General features: G+C 66.7%; 15 protein-coding genes and 1 pseudogene. 10 read left to right on the plus strand and 6 right to left on the minus strand.

What is annotated here, in order from left to right:
* Nucleotides 1–629 precede the first annotated feature (629 nt).
* The gene (locus OG917_RS30170) at nt 630–1253 is read right to left on the minus strand and encodes a TetR/AcrR family transcriptional regulator C-terminal domain-containing protein (protein ID WP_328322360.1); all 624 of its coding nucleotides are present in this window, start codon (nt 1251–1253) and stop codon (nt 630–632) included.
* Nucleotides 1254–1321: 68 nt separating this feature from the next.
* Here OG917_RS30170 and OG917_RS30175 point away from each other — a divergent pair, with 68 nt between their 5' ends.
* From OG917_RS30175 to OG917_RS30185, 3 genes are all read left to right on the plus strand, one after another.
* Nucleotides 1322–2791, plus strand: a complete 1470-nt coding sequence (locus OG917_RS30175; RefSeq protein WP_328322362.1) for an FAD-dependent monooxygenase — start codon at nt 1322–1324, stop codon at nt 2789–2791.
* A 135-nt stretch (nt 2792–2926) separates the two neighbouring features.
* On the plus strand, nt 2927–3211 hold the full coding sequence (locus OG917_RS30180; RefSeq protein WP_328322365.1) for a hypothetical protein: 285 nt from the start codon (nt 2927–2929) through the stop codon (nt 3209–3211).
* A 212-nt stretch (nt 3212–3423) separates the two neighbouring features.
* A complete protein-coding gene (locus OG917_RS30185; protein WP_328322367.1) occupies nt 3424–3834 on the plus strand; it encodes a RidA family protein in 411 nt (136 codons plus the stop codon).
* Nucleotides 3835–3843: 9 nt separating this feature from the next.
* On the opposite strand, the gene OG917_RS30190 is transcribed toward OG917_RS30185, so the two are convergent.
* Together OG917_RS30190 and OG917_RS30195 are read right to left on the minus strand one after the other, a co-directional pair.
* Nucleotides 3844–4878: an alpha/beta fold hydrolase gene (locus tag OG917_RS30190; RefSeq protein ID WP_328322369.1), complete on the minus strand. Its 1035-nt coding sequence runs from the start codon at nt 4876–4878 to the stop codon at nt 3844–3846.
* Nucleotides 4879–4977: 99 nt separating this feature from the next.
* Nucleotides 4978–5520, minus strand: a complete 543-nt coding sequence (locus tag OG917_RS30195; protein ID WP_328322371.1) for a hypothetical protein — start codon at nt 5518–5520, stop codon at nt 4978–4980.
* A gap of 373 nt (nt 5521–5893) precedes the next feature.
* Here OG917_RS30195 and OG917_RS30200 point away from each other — a divergent pair, with 373 nt between their 5' ends.
* The 3 genes from OG917_RS30200 (at nt 5894) to OG917_RS30210 (ending at nt 8890) form a co-directional block, all read left to right on the plus strand.
* Nucleotides 5894–6466, plus strand: a complete 573-nt coding sequence (locus tag OG917_RS30200) for a TetR/AcrR family transcriptional regulator (RefSeq protein WP_116175653.1) — start codon at nt 5894–5896, stop codon at nt 6464–6466.
* A gap of 99 nt (nt 6467–6565) precedes the next feature.
* On the plus strand, nt 6566–7342 hold the full coding sequence (locus OG917_RS30205; protein ID WP_328322376.1) for an SDR family NAD(P)-dependent oxidoreductase: 777 nt from the start codon (nt 6566–6568) through the stop codon (nt 7340–7342).
* A gap of 1068 nt (nt 7343–8410) precedes the next feature.
* Nucleotides 8411–8890, plus strand: coding sequence for a hypothetical protein (locus OG917_RS30210; RefSeq protein WP_328322378.1), 480 nt, complete (start codon nt 8411–8413; stop codon nt 8888–8890).
* A gap of 1311 nt (nt 8891–10201) precedes the next feature.
* Here OG917_RS30210 and OG917_RS30215 read toward each other — a convergent pair.
* Nucleotides 10202–11281: a protein phosphatase 2C domain-containing protein gene (locus OG917_RS30215; protein ID WP_328322380.1), complete on the minus strand. Its 1080-nt coding sequence runs from the start codon at nt 11279–11281 to the stop codon at nt 10202–10204.
* A 224-nt stretch (nt 11282–11505) separates the two neighbouring features.
* Here OG917_RS30215 and OG917_RS30220 point away from each other — a divergent pair, with 224 nt between their 5' ends.
* The 3 genes from OG917_RS30220 to OG917_RS30230 all read left to right on the plus strand — a co-directional run bounded on the left by OG917_RS30220 (nt 11506) and on the right by OG917_RS30230 (nt 14599).
* Nucleotides 11506–12768 carry a ParA family protein gene (locus tag OG917_RS30220; RefSeq protein WP_328322382.1) on the plus strand — a complete coding sequence of 421 codons (1263 nt, stop codon included), beginning with the start codon at nt 11506–11508 and terminating at the stop codon, nt 12766–12768.
* Nucleotides 12765–13892 (plus strand): ParB/RepB/Spo0J family partition protein, encoded by a 1128-nt coding sequence (locus tag OG917_RS30225; RefSeq protein ID WP_328322384.1) that lies wholly within the window; start codon nt 12765–12767, stop codon nt 13890–13892. The genes OG917_RS30220 and OG917_RS30225 overlap by 4 nt, the downstream gene beginning before the upstream one ends.
* 296 nt (nt 13893–14188) lie before the next feature.
* On the plus strand, nt 14189–14599 hold the full coding sequence (locus OG917_RS30230) for an Imm10 family immunity protein (protein ID WP_328322387.1): 411 nt from the start codon (nt 14189–14191) through the stop codon (nt 14597–14599).
* Here the strand turns inward: OG917_RS30230 and OG917_RS30235 are convergent.
* Nucleotides 14580–15010 (minus strand): annotated as a pseudogene (locus OG917_RS30235) (IS5 family transposase); the annotation flags it as partial. The gene OG917_RS30230 and the pseudogene OG917_RS30235 sit on opposite strands and share 20 nt — an antisense overlap.
* Before the next feature lie 3 nt (nt 15011–15013).
* Between OG917_RS30235 and OG917_RS30240 the strand changes: the two are divergent.
* The gene (locus OG917_RS30240; RefSeq protein WP_328322506.1) at nt 15014–15409 is read left to right on the plus strand and encodes a DUF2283 domain-containing protein; all 396 of its coding nucleotides are present in this window, start codon (nt 15014–15016) and stop codon (nt 15407–15409) included.
* Nucleotides 15410–15591: 182 nt separating this feature from the next.
* On the opposite strand, the gene OG917_RS30245 is transcribed toward OG917_RS30240, so the two are convergent.
* Complete coding sequence (locus OG917_RS30245; protein ID WP_328322389.1) at nt 15592–17091, minus strand: hypothetical protein; 1500 nt, start codon at nt 17089–17091, stop codon at nt 15592–15594.
* Nucleotides 17092–17203: the final 112 nt, after the last annotated feature.

Below are 17203 nucleotides of genomic sequence, written 5' to 3' on the forward strand. Positions count from 1 at the left end.
ACCACATCGCTGCGCGATGTGCAAGCGAACGCCCGGGCTGCGCCCGGGCGTTGCGCCCCGCTCCGCGTGAGCGCCTGTGAATGGCTGCGCCATCCACTCAACCCGCCTGCTTCGCAGGCGGGTTGATGGTCTGTCCGCTGCGCTGCCAGACCTGCTGAGGCTGCATCCCTACAGTCAGGTTTCCGCTTCGCTCCTACCTGATTGGGTGGGTCCGCTGCGCTCCCCCGCCCAACGGCCCTTCCAGCTACGCCTCCAGGACCTCAGAGCCCGCTGAAGCGGGTCTGGCTGACTACAAAGACGGGGCGCGCGTCCCGGTTTCGGTGTGACGCATCATCGGTTGATGCAGCATGTAGAGTTAGTAGAAGTAAGAGATACCCTCTGGCTGCAGCCTGCTCAGCATCCACCCCCAAGACCGCCGAATGCTGGGCCACGCTCGTCGGCCAGAACTGGTCCGAATACCTGTCATCGCTGACGTGAGAACCCGGCTTGGAACTCCGATGCAAGGTTCCGCGCCGGGCTCCAACCCATCTTGCACAGGAGAGGGTGTACTCCCTCGACGAGTTGCGCAGGGCCGGGCCCCGTCCCGTTTCCGGGAGCAGCGTCTGGGTGCCCCCGGGAGGGGCGCGCTGTCAGTGGGGAATGCGGGACAGAACCGCCTCCAAGCCGAAGACGAAGCGCTCGTCGAAGTTCTGCCGGAGATGGGGCATGACGCGCTCCAGAGCAGGGTGTGCGCCGTGTTCGATGGCTTGGGCGAGCTTCGCATCGTCCTCCTCGCCCTCGGCCTGCTCCTCCTGGGTGAGGCCGAGGGTGAAGTAGTTGACCGTCCAAGCCGTCCACGCCGCCTGCCGCTCATCGGCACCGGCTTCCAGGAACGCGTCGATAAGGCGGTCAGCGAAGCGCAGCGTGTTGGGTTCGGCCGGATAGGTGCCGGTGACCAGGGCGGCGCCGTCGCGATGGGCGAGCAGCGCGTGTCGGTAACGGCCGGCCAGTTCACGGGCGCGTGCCCGAGGGGCGTCGGGCAGGTCGTCGTAGCGGATACCTGCGAGGACGGCGTCGGCCATCAGTTCCAGCATCCGGGCCTTGGTCTTCACGTGCCACAGCACGGTGTTCATCCGCACGCCGAGTCGGTCGGCGACCGCCCGGGTGGAAAGTGCGTTCAGGCCGCGGTCGTCGAGTACCCGGAGGGCGGCATCGATCACGGCGCTGCGGGTGAGCTGGCCTGCGGCGTCTTCTCCGGTTTGCTTCTTGGTCACTGACCTAGTTTACTCCATCTCAAGCGTTGGTCACCGACCAAGACTCTGCGTCGAGATGGAGAAAGATCATGAACTATCAGGTTGTCGTCGCAGGTGCCGGACCCGTGGGCCTTTGGCTCGCCGGCGAACTACGCCGCGCGGGCATCACCGTCGCCGTGATCGAGCCCCGCTCCGCACGCGACTCCCGCTCCCGCGCCCTGACCGTGCACCCCCGCACCATCGAGACCTTTGCCTCCCGCGGCGCGCACCAGCCCTTCGTGAGCGAGGGCATACCGCTGCCCGGAGGCCACTTCGGCGGCCTCGACTCCCGCCTGGACTTCCGCCGCCTGCCCAGCCCCTTCCCCCACACCCTCGCCCTGCCCCAAGAGCGCACCGAGGCACTGCTGGAGGGCCAAGCCCTCGACCTGGGCGCGCACATCCTGCGCGGACACGAGGTCACCGGCTTCACCGAGCACCCCGACCACATCGCCGTGCACACCACCGGACCGCACGGGCCCTCCACCCTCCAGGCGGCCTACCTGGTCGGCTGCGACGGCGCCCGCAGCACCGTGCGCACCGCGGCCGGCATCGACTACCCCGGCACCCCCACCACCGTGCTCGGCTGGCTCGGTGACGTGGTCCTGGACAACCCGCCCGCCCCCGGCTACAGCTACTTCGGCTCTGCGGGCGCCCTCATGGCCGTCCCCATGCCCGGCGGCCTCCACCGCCTGGTCGGTATCACCCCCCGCGACCTCACCGCCACCTGGCCCGGCGACCTCACCCTGGACGAACTGCGCGAAAACGTGGTCGCCATGGCCGGCACCGACTTCGGCCTGCGCGACCCGGCCTGGCTCTCCCGTTACGGCAACGCCACCCGCCTCGCCGACCAGTACCGCGAGGGCCGCGTCTTCCTCGCCGGAGACGCCGCCCACCAGCACTTCCCCGCCGGCGGCGTCGGCATGAACGTCGGCATCCAGGACGCCACCAACCTGGCCTGGAAGCTCGCCGCCACCCTCAACGGCTGGGCGCCCGCAGACCTGTTGGACACCTACCACGCCGAACGCCACCCCGTCGGCGCCGACCTCATCGCCACCAGCCGCGCCCAGGTCGCCCTGATGACCGCCTTCACCCCCGAAGGACTCGACCTGCGCGGCCTCCTCGCCCGGCTGATCACCGCCCTGCCCGACCTCAACAACCACCTGGCCGCCCAGGTCAGCTCCCTCGGCGTCACCTACCCGCCCACCACCCCCGGCGGCCACCCGCTGACCGGCACCCGCGCCCCCGACCTCGCCCTCGGCGACACCGGCCTGTTCGCGCTGCTGCGCGCCGACCGCCACCTCCTGCTGGACCTCACCGGCAGCGGCCGCCTCGCCGGGTACGAGCGCCGAGGACTGCACGTCCACACCGCCACCCCGTACCAGCCACCGGCCGAGTTCACCGACCTCCGCGCCGTCCTCGTCCGCCCCGACGGCCATATCGCCTGGGCAAGCACCATGCGCGACGGCACCGCCCTCACCCACAGCCTGACCACGACCCTCGCCATCACGCACCGGGAGTGAGCCAGCCCTGCGCATGGCCCGTCCGGCCTGCACGCCGCACTCGGCCCCATCAGCCAACTCGTCGTCACCACCGGCCGCCGGCCCGTCCACTCCTCGGCCAGGTCGCCCGGGAAGGCCAGGGCAGCCCCACCCGCAGTGACCATGCCGCCCGGGCCGCCGTCTTCGCCCGCAACATCGACACCGCGCCCGCTGCCTGACGACGCCACCCACGACGACACCATCAAGGCGGTGATCCAACCGTTGGTCGTCTTCGAGCGAACAGCGCTTGTTGCGGTGAGCACTGCACTCCTTGACACCTCTGACGTGCTCGGGCCGAGTGCGGGGCCGCGCGCCCTGCGTAGGTATCCCTGGTGGGAGGGCGTGAACGCGATCATGTGCCAGCAGATCTTCTGTGACGCCGACCAGGCCATCACGAACTGAAAGAGCCCGGGAAGCGCTCAGGTGGCTTCGTTGATCTCCAGGAACAGCGTTTGTCGACTGGTTCCGGAGTCAGTTGGGGACCATCCGGTTCAAGAGTGCCGAGCAGAAATGACGGCGTTGTCGTGAGGCGGCGATAAAAGAGGAGGCGGGAGCCGCTCGGGTGCTGGCAAGATGTCCGCGCTCAGTACCCCGAGGAGGAAGGCCCCACGACTGTGGCTCGTGCCATTACTTTGATCCGCTCCGCCTCTCTGTCCGACGTCGCCGAGTACGCCTACGCGGCCACGGCGCCTGCTGAGTCCCGCCTGATCTTCCTCGCCGGGTCATGTCCGCTGAACGATGACGGCTCCACAGCGGCGATCGGGGATTACGCGGGCCAGGCAGCGAAAGCGATCGAGAACATGCAGGCTGCTCTGACTTCCTCAGGAGCGTCGCTCCAGGACGTCATCAGCACGAGGGTTCTCGTCGCATCGACCCGGCGGGAGGACCTGGTGGCCGCCTGGCAGGTAGTCCGGGACTCGTTCGCCGACCACGACGTCCCCAGCACCTTGATGGGGGTCACCGTGCTCGGTTACAACGACCAACTCGTCGAAATCGAGGCCGTCGCCGCCGTTCTCGATGCTTGAGGTGGTCTGCTATTCAATGCCTGACGTCTTGGTGAACTGAGTCACCAGGGAGACGAACTGGCCGGAGTCCTGGACGAGCATCGCGTGGCCAGCGTCAGGGAACATGACCAGCTTGGCGTGCTTGGCCCGCTGAGTGATGATGCTCGCGTTTCCGGGCGGGGTGATCTCGTCGAGGGAGCCGTTGGTGATCAGCATGGGGATGGTGCTGTCGGGCAGCTTGTCCCAGGTGCCTTCGAAGGACTCGTACGCCTGCCCGGCCTGGTATTGACGCAGCAGCGTCTCGTTGCCGACCTTCTCCGGCGGGATCAGACCGAGCTGCTTGATGTACGCGCTTCGCGCGGCGGTGGCGCCGGCAGGGAAGAGCAGGTCCAGCATCTGCGGCCCCGTTGTCTTGGGGCTGTTGAGCTCCTTGGCCACGGTGGGCGGCGTGTTGATGGCCCGGCTGCCGCCGAGGTCGCCGCCGGTGCTCACGAGCGCGCTGATCGCACCTGGGTGGAGTGCGGCGACAGTCAGGCCGATCTCGCCGCCCATCGACCAGCCGAGCAGCGTGGGGTGCTGCAGACCCAGCGCCTTGATCAGGCCGACGGTGTCGTCCGCCATGAGTGGGATGGTGTCGGGGACCGAGGTGTCGTCGGTCGTGTAGCCGACGCCGCGGTTGTCGAAGATCGTGACGTGGTAGTGCCGGCCGAGCTGGCTCAGCAGGTTGAGCGTCCAGTCGCTCATGGTGCCGGTGTCGCCCATGACCATGATGAGGTCGGGGCCGGAGCCGAACTGGCGGTAGCCGATCGTGATGTGGTTGACCGGGGTCTGGCGCACCGGCCCGAGGAACGCGCCCGGCCCGCTCAGGGCGGAGTTCGGGAGGACGGTCGACGCCGCCGTGATAGGGGTCGTTGCCGTGGCCCGAGGACTCGGCTTGCTGCTCGAAGCGCTGGTCGCGTGCCCTCCGCCGGGCGAACAGGCGACCGCTCCGAGGACCACCATGGCGACGGCCATGGCCAGCCGAGGCAGGGTGGGGGCACGCGGCGTGCGGTGCGATGCGGACATGAGGGACCTCCGTGCTGATCACGTGTGGGTGGGTGTTGAGCAAGGTGAGCTGTGGGTTCGAGGCACGGGTCGAGTGCCGCGCCGCGGGCTGTTCGCGGCTCAGACGTAGGCGCCCAGGCGGTGGGCCGGCTTGTTCGCATTGCGGCCGGCCCGCGCCTGCAGCAGCCGGCCGCGGATGACGATCGTGCCCAGGCGGACGACGACCTCGCCGACCGCCATCAGGAGCAGAGCGACGACCCAGGCCTGGCCGCTGGTGATGTTGTGCGCGGCGGAGAAGCCGGTCAGGTGGGCGGCGCCGGAGGAATGTGTGGACCACACCGCGAAGCCCAGGCGGAAGCCCATGCTGATGATCCAGAGTGCGGCCGCGCCACGGGAGGCCTTGATCAGCACGTGCCCGCCAGCGTGCCGGACGCGGGTGAGCAGACCGCCGGCGAGGCCGAGGACGACCCCGGTGGCCGCGAAGATCACGGCCAGCAGTACGTCGTTGCCGGCGGTCGGGATGTTGGTCAGATAGTTGCTGGCGGCCCAGGCGATCATGCCGAGCGGGAGGAGGATGGTGCGGGTGGTCAGCCGCTCCTCGCGCATCTGGCGAAGGACGATGAGCAGCAGCGCGATGTCGATGAACCAGTCGGTCGTTGTCATGTCTCAGAGCATCCGCCGATGCGCCCCGAACTCCTTCAACCCAGGGTTGTAACCCGGGTTGAAGTCCGCGCCCCTACTGTTCGGTGTTGTCGACCAGGCCGATGGGCCAGGCCCAGGCAATCAGCGCGCCGCGATCGTCCGCGGCGGTAGTTGAGCACTTCTCGGCTCCGCGCTGATGCAGTCGCCCAACTGCCGCAGGGCCACTGGCATCCACTCCGGCTGCCCGGCCTTTTGCGTCGGAGAATGGTGCGGATCGTGTTGCGTGCGTGTCCGGATAAATGGGAGATCTCCACCTCGCTCAGCCCGAGCTCCTTGGCGGTGGTGCCGCTCACTGAACTTGACTGCCTACCAACTAGAAGGTAGAAATTGTCGGGTGACTACGACAGCGGATCGGATCCTGGACAGCGCTCAGACGCTGGTGCAGGTTCGGGGGTACAACGGCTTCTCCTACGCCGACATCAGTGCCGAGCTGTCCATCACGAAGCCGAGCATCCACCACCACTTCCCCACCAAAGCCGCACTGGCCGAGGCGCTGATCGCGCGCTATCGGGAACGGTTCGCCGTAGCGCGAAAGGAAGTCGACGACGACGCGGTGGGCGCGCGGCAGCGCCTGGTGGGATATGCCGGGCTGTACGCCGAGACCTTTGCCCAAGGCGGCCGCATCTGCCTCTGCGGCGTCTTCGCCGTGGATGCGGAGAGCCTGCCCGTTCAGGTACGGCAGGCGACGGACGCGTTCTTCGCCGATCAACGGCAATGGGTGGCCGGCGTGTTGGCAGAGGCGGGCATGCCCGCCACCCGGACCGGTGCGGCGGCCGAGGCTTATCTGGCGTCCCTGGAGGGGGCGCTGCTCCTGGCCCGCGCTCACGGGCAGCCGGACGGCGCCGCCGGACAGGATCGGGATGTGGTCCGGTCGGTGGCGGCGACCTTGGTCGACGCCCTGCTCTGAAAACGCACCACCCAAGGCCGCCGCGCGTGGCACCGCGGCGCTCTTGCGCATGACCAGTCAACCTTCCAACTAGTAGGTAGCCGAATGAGGAGAACCATCATGGGACAGGACTTCACCGGTCGCAAGCTCGTCGTAGTCGGCGGTAGCAGCGGCATGGGCCGTCAGATCGCCGAGGACGTCGTCAGCCGCGGCGGCAGCGCGGTCGTCATCGGCTCCCGCCTCGAACGGGTCGAGAAGACCGTGGCCGACCTGGCCACCCGCGGACAGGCGTGGGGCATCACCGCCGACCTGCGCGATCCCGCTGAGGTGGCGCGGGTGCGCGAGGAACTGGCCGGCCAGCACGCTGACACGACGTTGCTGGTCAACGCGGCAGGCGTGTTCAGGCCGCTGCCGTTCCTCGAACACACCCCGGCCGACTACGACGCCTACCTGGACCTGAACAAGGCCACCTTCCTGATCACCCAGACCGTGGCACAGAACATGGTGAACGGCGGCCGCAGTGGCGCCATCGTCAACATCGGCAGCATGTGGGCGAAGCAGGCCATCGCCGCGACCCCGTCATCGGCGTACTCGATGGCCAAGGCCGGCCTGCACGCCCTGACCCAGCACCTCGCCCTGGAGCTGGCCGCCCACAAGATCCGGGTCAACGCCATCTCCCCGGCCGTGGTAGCCACCCCCATCTACGAGGGCTTCATCCCACCGGCTGAGGTCGACACCGTCCTGGCGGGATTCAACGACTTCCACCCGATCGGCCGGATCGGCACCACCGAGGACGTCTCCGCCGTGGCCACCTTCCTTCTCTCCGACCAGGCCGGCTGGGTCACCGGCGCGATCTGGGACGTCGACGGCGGCGTCATGGCAGGCCGAAACCAATAACCTCCGAGGCGCTGCCAGGCCTGTACGGGTTTCACGGTTCGGAGCCCGTACAGGCCCTCGCCCTCTTGGCCTTCGTCTGTCACTCCCCCACCGCGCCGCGGTGGGCTGTCGCGGTATTACGCCGTAATAGTCGTGTGAGCATCCGCGCGCCGGGTCACGCAGGAGGCTTACTGAGGTCGCTTGATGCCGGGGCCATCGTGAGCGAGCGATTATTACGGCGTAATACGGTGCGGCCTGACTTTGCTGAGTGACCGTCTCCCAACTGCCCTCTGGGAGCCGGTCTGGGGTGAGGCGGCCTCTCGCGTGGAGACCAGGGCGGGTAGCGCCGGCGGGAGTTCCACCCTTGAGGGCGGCGCCGTAGCGTAACCGTCGGGTGTCGCTATCGGAGCCGGGTCGCTCGCCATGCAGCGGCAGTGGACGGTCTCCGCGAACTGGGGTCGGTGGCAGACGCGGCACTCAGCGCGGCAAGGTCCCGCGGGCTGCAGGCGGCGTGCGGTCTTCCACCGTCCGCAGGTCTCGCTGGATCGCCGTATCGCAGCGGTCACGCTATTACGCCGTAATATCTCGCAGCCCCGAGTGCCCTCTGCCCTTGCCCCGCGCACATTGGACTTGCTTGTCGAAGTCGAAGCTGTGTCGTGCCGCCTGGGTGGACAGCGGTGTTGTCTCAGCAGGTGTCCCCAGCTCGGTCCTCCTGGGGTTGTGCGTGTACGTCTCCTCCTCGCCGCTGAACAGTCGCTGGCTGGTTGAAGCTCGGCGTAATCCGGGGGGGGAGGCCCTACCGGCGACGGATAGGGAACACTTCGCCAGGTGATCGTGAAGCAGCCCGTCCTGGAGATGGACTCCCCCGGTGGCTTCGATCTCTGGCCTGTCGCCGAGACCGAGCCGCGCTGAGCACGACCTGACTGCCTTCCTCGGGACGGCAACGGTCTGGGTTCCCGAGTACCTGCCTGGCCACTCCGTCCTCTGACCGCCGCCCTCCCTCGCGTTGTCGATCTTCCCCCTCCGGGTATATCGCCAGCGTCGCTCGGCGCGGAACGGAACGGAACGGAACGGACGAGGGGCATGCGTATGACCTGGACGCTCGACGGACATGGCTGGGCCAACTGCACCGTTGAAGATCAACAGGCCAAAGTCGAGCTCACCGTCTCCTACATCACCAGTGCTCCAGAGGAGTTCCTGACTACCGTGGCCCGGCTCGTCTCAGGCGAGACGGAGACGCGCGCACAGTTCGAGGCCGAGCCCACCGCCTTCCGGTGGATCTTCTACCGCCACAGTGACAACGTCTGGATCCGCCTCTTGCAATTGCCCTGCGGCAGCGACCATGACAACAAGGGAACCGAGATTTGGTCGAGCCAACTCCACGTTGACGCCCTGGCTCGAGCGGTGATCCGCTGCTTCGACGATGTGGCTCGGGCCTATGACGAGAGCGGCTACCGAGGCAAATGGGGTGAGCACTTCCCCCGAACCGAACTCGAAGGGCTCAGACGCGTCTGGAAGGTCTCAACGGGTGCACCATCGCACGGGCGCTCATCGTGGCCGCGAAGCTGATCAGCGGAGCCACCCTCTGGCTGCGGATGAGACTTCGAGGTCTGGTACCGCGCTCTCCACGGGCGAGCACCGCGGGTACAGGACGATTATTACGGCGTAATACGGCGATCACGTGAGCCGCGCAGCTGCTGGTGACACGGGTGGCCGGGAGTGGGTCGTCATGGCTCGCGTGGACGCGCCGGGGGAGAGAGCTCCGACTCGCCATCCGGCTGCATATGTAATGACGACTCCCCCATGCCTGGAGCGCCTGCTTGGCACCGCTAGCGTCGCCCTGGGCTGCGCGCATGCCGAGGCGCAACATCAACGTGGTCCTTGACTGACCCGCGCGATGCGTTCCTTGTCGAACTATCGAGGCAGCCGTCTTCATGCCGATTCCTCTGAGTATCCGGACGCGCGGCGGATCTGCCGGCTGATGAGATGTATGGCTCGGCCGGCGAAGAGGAGTTCTGGCAGACAGTGCACTGGCGAGGTTGTGTGGCCGGGGCCGGCCGGGGGAGTGGCGCAGTCGAAGTGAGCGCTCCACTCCAGCTCTAGATCGCGTAGCCCGGAGGTCCTGGGGCTCCAGGGCCGGGATTCGAAGCCGGTCACCTCCCATGAGGGGGAGGCGCTTGATACGGCGCTCTCTGATCTCGGCGCCCTGCTTCGTGTGATCGAGCAGGTGCTGTACCTCGTCCGGGGCCGCCTCCCTCAGACGGTGAGCCGCTGTCTCCGGCAGCAAGATCGCGCGGTGGGGCTGGGTCATGGAAGGGAGTGGATCTGTAGCTCGTCGATTATTACGTCGTAATAGAGGAGCAGCTCAGTAGGTGGGGTTGCTGATCGGCTGCGGGGTGCTTGAGTGCTTGGCCGTTGTGGGCGGTGCAGATCCGTACGGGTAGGTGGCGGCCCCGGTGGCACCTGACTCACGGTCGGGGGTCTCTTGCCGGTAGCCGGTCGGAGGCGGGTCGAATGTGCGGGTGGGGTGCGACGGTCGGTGAACCGGTGGGTGGGGGAGGGGAGGCGATGGTTCGTCACCATGAAGGACGATTGTCCTGTCCCAGCTATCTGTGGGCAGAGGAAGGCCCTGACCTGCGACGCCTACGATTGAGTGGGACGTGTTGGCGTTCTGTGTCCCGCTCAACCGTAGGCATGGGGGTGTTCAGCCGCGGAGCCGAGCCAGCAGGTTCCTTGGCGTCGGTCGCGGTGAGCTGACCGGCATGGCCCTGGGAGCCGACCCGGCTCTCCTGGCTTGTCGGGCGAGCTGGTATTCGTCAGCTTCACGGATGAGTTCCCGAGAGCGGATCTGGTGCAACTCGAAGTGCATGCCACTCGCTCCTACTGCTGGAGCTCCATGACGTCGGCGACCACGCAGCTGACGTTGTCCGGGCCGCCGGAGCCGTTGGCGAGGGTGATGAGTTCGCGGACGGCCGGTTCGGGATCACTGATCTCGGAGAGCACCCGGCGGACCTCTTCGGTCGACACGACGGTGGACAGACCGTCGGAGCAGAGCAGGTAGCGATCTCCCTGCTGAGCGTCGTGGAGACGCATGTCGTGCGTGGCGTCGGCTCCTTGGCCCAATGCGCGTATCAGCAGGGACCGCTGGGGGTGGGAGGCGGCTTCTTCCAGACTGAGGCGTCCTTCGTCGACCATCGACTGCACCATGGTGTGGTCGTGGGTGATCTGGAACAGCTCTCCGTCGCGCAGGAGGTAGATGCGGGAGTCGCCGACGTGGACGAGGGCGAGTTGAGATCCGGTCCAGAGCATCGCGGTGAGTGTGGTTCCGGCTTCTTCGGGAGAAGAGCTGGTCGCGGCGATGCCATGCACGGCCTGTTTGGCTTGTTCGATCGCGTCTTCCAGGACGTTGAGGAGATTGCCGGCCGGGATGCCCTCGGTTTCAAGGTGCTTGAGCGCGTCGACGGCGGCCGCGCTCGCGGGGGCTCCCTGATCTCCGAAACCGTCGGCGACGGCGAACAGGCGGGACCCGGCGTATGCCGTGTCCTGGTTGCTCTCACGGACGACACCGGTATCGGACAGAGCGGCGTAACGGATTCCCAGGGGCTTGGCGGTCGGGGACATGGCAGGGTCCTTCCAGGACAGGTGGTCGATGAGGAAGGTGGCCAGGTCCCGCCGTGCGGCGGTGTCCGTTTCGACCTGGACCCAGAACGCGCGGATCTCCTGGGCTGCCGACGCCGCATCCAGCTTGCAGACGTGCTGGATGCGGATCAGGGGCATCCCCAGGCGCCGAAGCCAGGCAACCAGCCGGGCCTGTTCCAGTTGTTCTGGCGCGTAGAGGCGGTAGCCGGTCACCGGGTCGACGCGAGCGGGGGCCAGGAGGCCAAGTTCGTCGTAAAGGCGCAGTGCCTTCTGCGACAGCCGGGACGCCTTCGCGAACGCCCCGATGGTCAGCAACTCCATGCTCGTTCCTCCTCATGCCGGGCGCGTCGCCCGGCTCAACCGATGCTGTGGCCTCCCCCAAGGTGAAGGTCAACCTCAGAACTTGCCTACAGATGACCGGGACGGTGGCCCACTTGCCCACAGAAGAGCGGGATTGCCTACACATCGCAGAGACAGGACAACGATGGCCAACATCTAACGCGGTGATGCTTGAATCGATCTTTGGTGTTAGTAAGGTGTCTTCCATGACTTCGCCCTCCCTGAACGACCGCGAGAAGGTCGTCTCGAAACTCCCGGGCGGGCTGCAGCAGGATCTCAAGATCCGCACTGCGCAGCACCGCGTCGACATCCAGCACGCTGTAGAGGCCGGCATCGCAGCCTGGCAGGGTCTGGGTTCGAACCTGGCTCCTGTTGATACGGCGGGAGCCCGGTCGTTCTCCACCTGGCTCCCCGAGGGGCAGTGGGAGGAGTTCCGCGCTCACTGCGCGGCCCGCGGAGTGTCCCTCATTCAGGGACTGTCCCAGTCCGTGGCGCTGTGGCTGGAGAGGAATCCCGCCCCGACGGTTCAGCGGCCGGTGATCCCGCGCCGCATCATCGTCTGCAACCAGAAGGGCGGAGTGGGGAAGACCGCCATCACGGCGGGTACGGGGGAGGCCCTCGCGGAGGACCCCAACCAGCTGTACCCGGTACGCATCTCGAAGCACTTTGCGGCTGTCCTCGCAGTTGCCGGTGGTGCTGACCCTGAGAGCACGGAGGCCGACTCGGCTCTGAACTACGAGGATCTGCCGGGACTTGGGCTGCGGGTTCTCCTGGTCGACTTCGATCCGCAGGGCCACCTCACCAAGCAACTCGGTCAGCAGCCGCTGCCGATCGAGGACGACAGCCTGACCAAGTACATGGCGGGGGAGGGCAAGGGCGACATCCGGGACCTCATCGTCACCATCGAGGAGGAACGCTTCGGCGACCGCCTTCGTCTCCTGCCCGCCTGCACGGACGCGTTTCTCCTGGACGTGAAGCTCTCCGGGGTCCGTGCCCGCGAAGCCGCCCTTGAGCGTGCGCTGGCCGTGGTCGAGGCCGACTACGACGTACTGATCGTGGACTGTCCTCCCAGCCTGGGACTCAGCATGGATGCCGCCGTCTACTACGGACGGCGCCGGCCCGAGGAAGCGACGGGCAACTCCGGTGCCCTGGTCGTCGTCCAGGCCGAGGACAGCTCCGCCGACGCCTACGATCTGCTGACGAGCCAGATCGAGGATCTGCGTGACGACATGCAACTCGAACTCGACTACCTCGGCATTGTGGTCAACCACTACGACGCCCGCCGCGGCTACATCGCTACGTCCTCCCTCGAGAACTGGATGGACATAAAGGATCCGCGAGTGGTCGGTGTCATCGCCGACCTCAAGGAACAGAAGGAGGCGGTCCGTGTGAAGCGACCGCTGTTGGCCTACGCCCCCCGCTGCGACCAGTCCGTCGGAATGCGCGCCCTCGCCCGGGAGATCTCATGAGCAAGGCAGCATCGTTGGGATCCGGTTCCTCCTTCCAGCGGACGCGTCCCATCAGCTCGCGTCGGGCTGCTGTCAACGCGGCGACCAATGCGCCGACCGAGGGCACGCCGCCCCCAGTCGAGCTTGAAGTGGAGCTGATCAGCCTCAACCCGCTGAACCCCCGCACTTCACTGGGCGACCTGACTGACCTCGCCGGCAGCATCCGCGATCACGGTCAGAAGACCGCGATCAGCATCATGGGCAGGTTTGCCTACCTCAAGGCCAACCCCGACCAGGCCGAGGACACCCTCGAAGAGGGCACGAAGTACGTCGTCATCGACGGCAACTCCCGTCTCGCAGCCGCACGCGAGGCGGGAAACCGGACCGTCAAGGTCATGCTGGACGACGACCTGGGCAGCAACCCCGACGAGATCCTCGAATCGGCGCTGGTCGCCAACATCCACCGCAACGACCTGGACCACCTGGACGAGGCCAACGCCCTCCAGCAACTCCTCACAGTCCACGGCACCCAGGAAGCGCTCGCCGCCCGGCTCCACCGGTCACAGGGCTGGGTCTCCCAGAGGCTCGCCCTGCTCGGACTGAACGACGACCTCAAGGCCAAACTGCAGAGCGGCGAGGAGCCGGCCGAGCTGCTGCGCCGCGTGGGCAACAAGAAGGCCGAAGAACAGGAAGAGCACCTACAGCGGCTGAAGGAGAAGAAGGCCCAGGAAAACAGCGAGAAGGAGGCACGCCAAGCGGCCCGGCGGAAGCAGACGCAGGACGCACCGGTCGGAACCGAAACCGACGAGCGGGGGAGTGCACCAGTCGGCGCCGAAAAGCAGCCCGCTGCCGAGGAAGCGGGATCGCGGACAACTGAGACGATCCCTGACCCGCGCACGACGACGCCGACGCCGACGCCCTCGGTCAGTGTCGCACCCCCGGCCAAGCCTCAGATCAAAATGCCCTGGGGTGACGAAGAGGCAGTCGGGGAGATCATGCTGGCAAAACTGAGTGCAGGTCAGTTCAGTGCCCAGATCCGCTGGGGAGCCGCCAGACTGTCCGACCACGAGCGCGAGCTCCTGATCCAGGAGCTGATCCAGCAGCGCGACAACAGCACTGCATCGGTGGCAACGTCAAAGGTGTGATTCCGCTGGTGACGCATACGCCCTGCATCCAACCGCACTCGGGATGCAGGGCACCGTCGATGACCGAGGTCGGCTTCAAGTGGGTTTTGGCCGCAAGCTCCATCGCCGTAATGGAATATGACGGAGCGTAGTCAGAATGGGACCCCAGAATGGGGCCTCAGGTGGACGATCTCTGAGCCTCTGGTGTGATCGGTCCATCGCGCTCCGGATAGGCTGCCAGATCGACGTATGCGGTTTTAGCTGTCGAAGGCCAGCTCCAAAGCGTGCTGTTGGGGGGCGACTGATAGAACCGGCGCATGACATACAGGTTCACGGCCCGTGCGGTGGCTGCCGAGGTCGACGTTGACGGCGAGATGCAGGCTGGCGTGGCGGAGGAGGAGGAGGAGGGCTTTTTCCTGCTGTTCACGAGCGCTGTCGGCGAGCCGTCCGCACAGGACATCTCGCTCGGGCTCGACACGTACTGCGTGATGACCCCGGACCAGTGCACTGCCTATGGCTGTGTCCGCGAGGTGGCTCTGACAGGCAACCTGCTCACGGTGTCGCTGGACCCCGGTTGTCTGGACGACCTGGAACTGGAGGACGCGGAGATCGAGGCGGTGCTCGACGTGCCGGCCGAGGGCATTGACGAGGTGCGCGAGGTACTTGCCAAGGTGCTGGCCTTCGGACGCGAGGGGGCCCGGCCTCGGCTCACTGGTTTCTCGGTTTGATCGGCCTATCGAGGCAGCAGTATCCGGTCAGGAGTGCTGCCATGCCGACGAAGGCGAGGAAGTGTTCGGCCTTGCGTTCGTAGCGGCGGCGGAGGCGTCGGCAGCCGGCCAGCCAGGACACGGTTCTCTCGACCACACCCGGCGGTGACGTCCCAGGCGCTGTGAGGACTCGATTCCTCTGCGGGCGATGCGGTGCCGGATGCCGCGCCTGCGGAGCCAGTGGGGCAGGTGGTCGTAGTCGTAGCCCTTGTCTGCGTGGAGCTTGTCGGGCGCCGTCGACGAGTTACTCGCCGGGTCCGGATCGGCGGGATGCCGCGGGCGAGCGGTTCAAAGTCCGAGGCTGTCGTGCATGTTCGCGCCGGAAGTGCCGAGCAAGAGCGGCAGTCCGTTCCGGTCGGTGATCAAGTGGACCAGATCCGTCATGCAGGCTTCAACGAACGATCACGCCAAAGAATCGACGTCCAAGCGATTCGACTCCCGATTCAGCCTGAGGTCGGTGCAGTTCTTGAGCCGGTGGACAAGGACAGCGCCGCTAGCAAAACAACAGCAAGGGAGCCCTTCACCGTGGCAGACGTCAGAGTCACCTACGACAAGACAGTGGACGCAGCGTACGTGTACCTCACCGAACCGCAGGCCCGCGTGAACTCCGCGCGCATGTATCCCTGCGATCCGGTGGACGTTGACGCCATGATCAACCTCGACTTCGACGAGCATGGCCGCCTCATCGGCGTCGAGGTGCTGGCCGCCAGCTCAAAATTGCCCGAGTACCTGCTCCAGTCCGCGGAGCGGCTGGACACCGAAGGCTCGTGAACAGCCGAGCATCGCCCTGACGGCGACTGGAGCCAGTGTCGCCCGTGCCCGCTGCACCACCACCGCCGACAGCGCCCGGACCGTGGGCTTCCCCCCACGAGAACGTCGCGACCTGCCACTCCGCGTCTGCACCGAACAGCAGACACCCGACTGGCAGGCCAGCTGCGCAGTCCACGATCAGCTCAGTCCCTCGTCGAGTCGTCCTCGCCCCTGAGGTGACGGAAGTGGAAGTCCTTGAACAGAGGCGTCTCCTCACTCCCCGCACCGCGCATGCGGAGGGCATAGCTGACGAGGGCATGGTTCAGCATGTACAGGCGGTGTTCGTCGCGGCCTCCCTCGGAGAGCTGGTCGATGATCCAGGCGATGGGCGTCGCGCCTCCGTAGGCATCCCTGGGCTCGAACAAGAGGTGCGAGGAGCCGATCTCGGCCAGCGCGTTCAACGTGTAGGCGAAGGGATAGGGGCGGTTGATCCGGTCGTCGTCCGTGCGGTTCAGATCGGGAAGGCCGTCCACGAGACGCTCCAGCGTCTTACCGCTGATCAGATCCATCCGGCCGGTGAGCATGGCCGTCTGAATGACGTAGGGGTAGGCGATTCCGTTGAGGAAGTAGTTCGCTCCGGGATCGATGTGCACCCACTGGCCAACGGTGTCCTCAACAAGCGCGCCCAGGTCCGGGACTTGGTCGTCGAGCCGGCCGAGATTATGCAGGGCGATGATGTAGTACAGGCCCATATGGGTGCGTTCGACCGGGGTGATGCGCCCCAGCAGTTCCTTTGCCTCTGCCAGCCGGTCCCGGCCGTAGGCCAGGTACTCCTCCGGCCGGCCGCTCATGGCGATGGCATTCAGCATCGTCAGGAGCGGGTAGATCTTCGGGAAGCTCTCCGACATGGGCTGCGGGAACGCCGGGGGACTGTTCAGTTCGTCCGCACGGTCCAGATGGTCGAAGACCTCCTTTATGTAGTCCCGGCCCTCGCCGAAGATGAACCGTCCGTATCCGAGCAGGGAGATGACCGACAGGAGAACAGCGCCGCCGCGCCCGCGGAAGAACGGTGACGGGATCTCCTCCAACAGGTCCAGTGCTTCGCGTATGTAGTTGCGCGCCCCGGTCACCAGCCTTTCCTTCAGGCCGAGTTGCCCGATGGCGAGGAAGACTGCGGAGTAGGCGGACAGCTTCTCGTACTGGCCGTGCCGTCCGGCGTTCTCGTCCTTGATCCGGTCCGCTTCGATCGTGTCGGCGACGGCCAGGATCTCCGCCGGGAAGTCGGTCTCGGCGTTGACGAGCAGGTCCTTGTCCAGGCCCAGCTTGGCGAAGGCGTCCATCAGGATGCAGCCGGCCATGAGCCGGAAGTACGGGTTTTCCTCGGCGCGTACGGAATCCAGGATCGGGCCGAGGTCCTGTTCCATGTCGGACCGGCGCGGAGAGCGGGCGGGGTCTTCGATGTTCAGGACGAAGTCGGCCAGGAGCCGGGAGAACCGGCTGTACGTGTTGTCGTCGACGCCTTTCTCCCCGAGCAGGGCGAACGACTGCCGGATCCGCGCGGCGGCATCGGGGTCGTAGGCGATGGGGTATTGCCCCAGACCTGTGCCGCGCACCATGCGGCTCCACGGGGTGGCAATCATGCGGGTTTCGTTCGACAGGTGGTGCAGGCCGTCCACAGGAACGGAGAACGAGGCGGAGGTCATACGAGAGTCCTTCTTGAGGAGGGGGAGGCCGGGGCCGGCCTCGGGAAGGCATGGTTGTGCCTTCCCGAGGCCACTGGAGGAAGAAGGTGCGCGCGAGGCGGCGAACGTGAGT

Source organism: Streptomyces sp. NBC_00388 (assembly GCF_036061255.1).
Classification (GTDB): domain Bacteria; phylum Actinomycetota; class Actinomycetes; order Streptomycetales; family Streptomycetaceae; genus Streptomyces.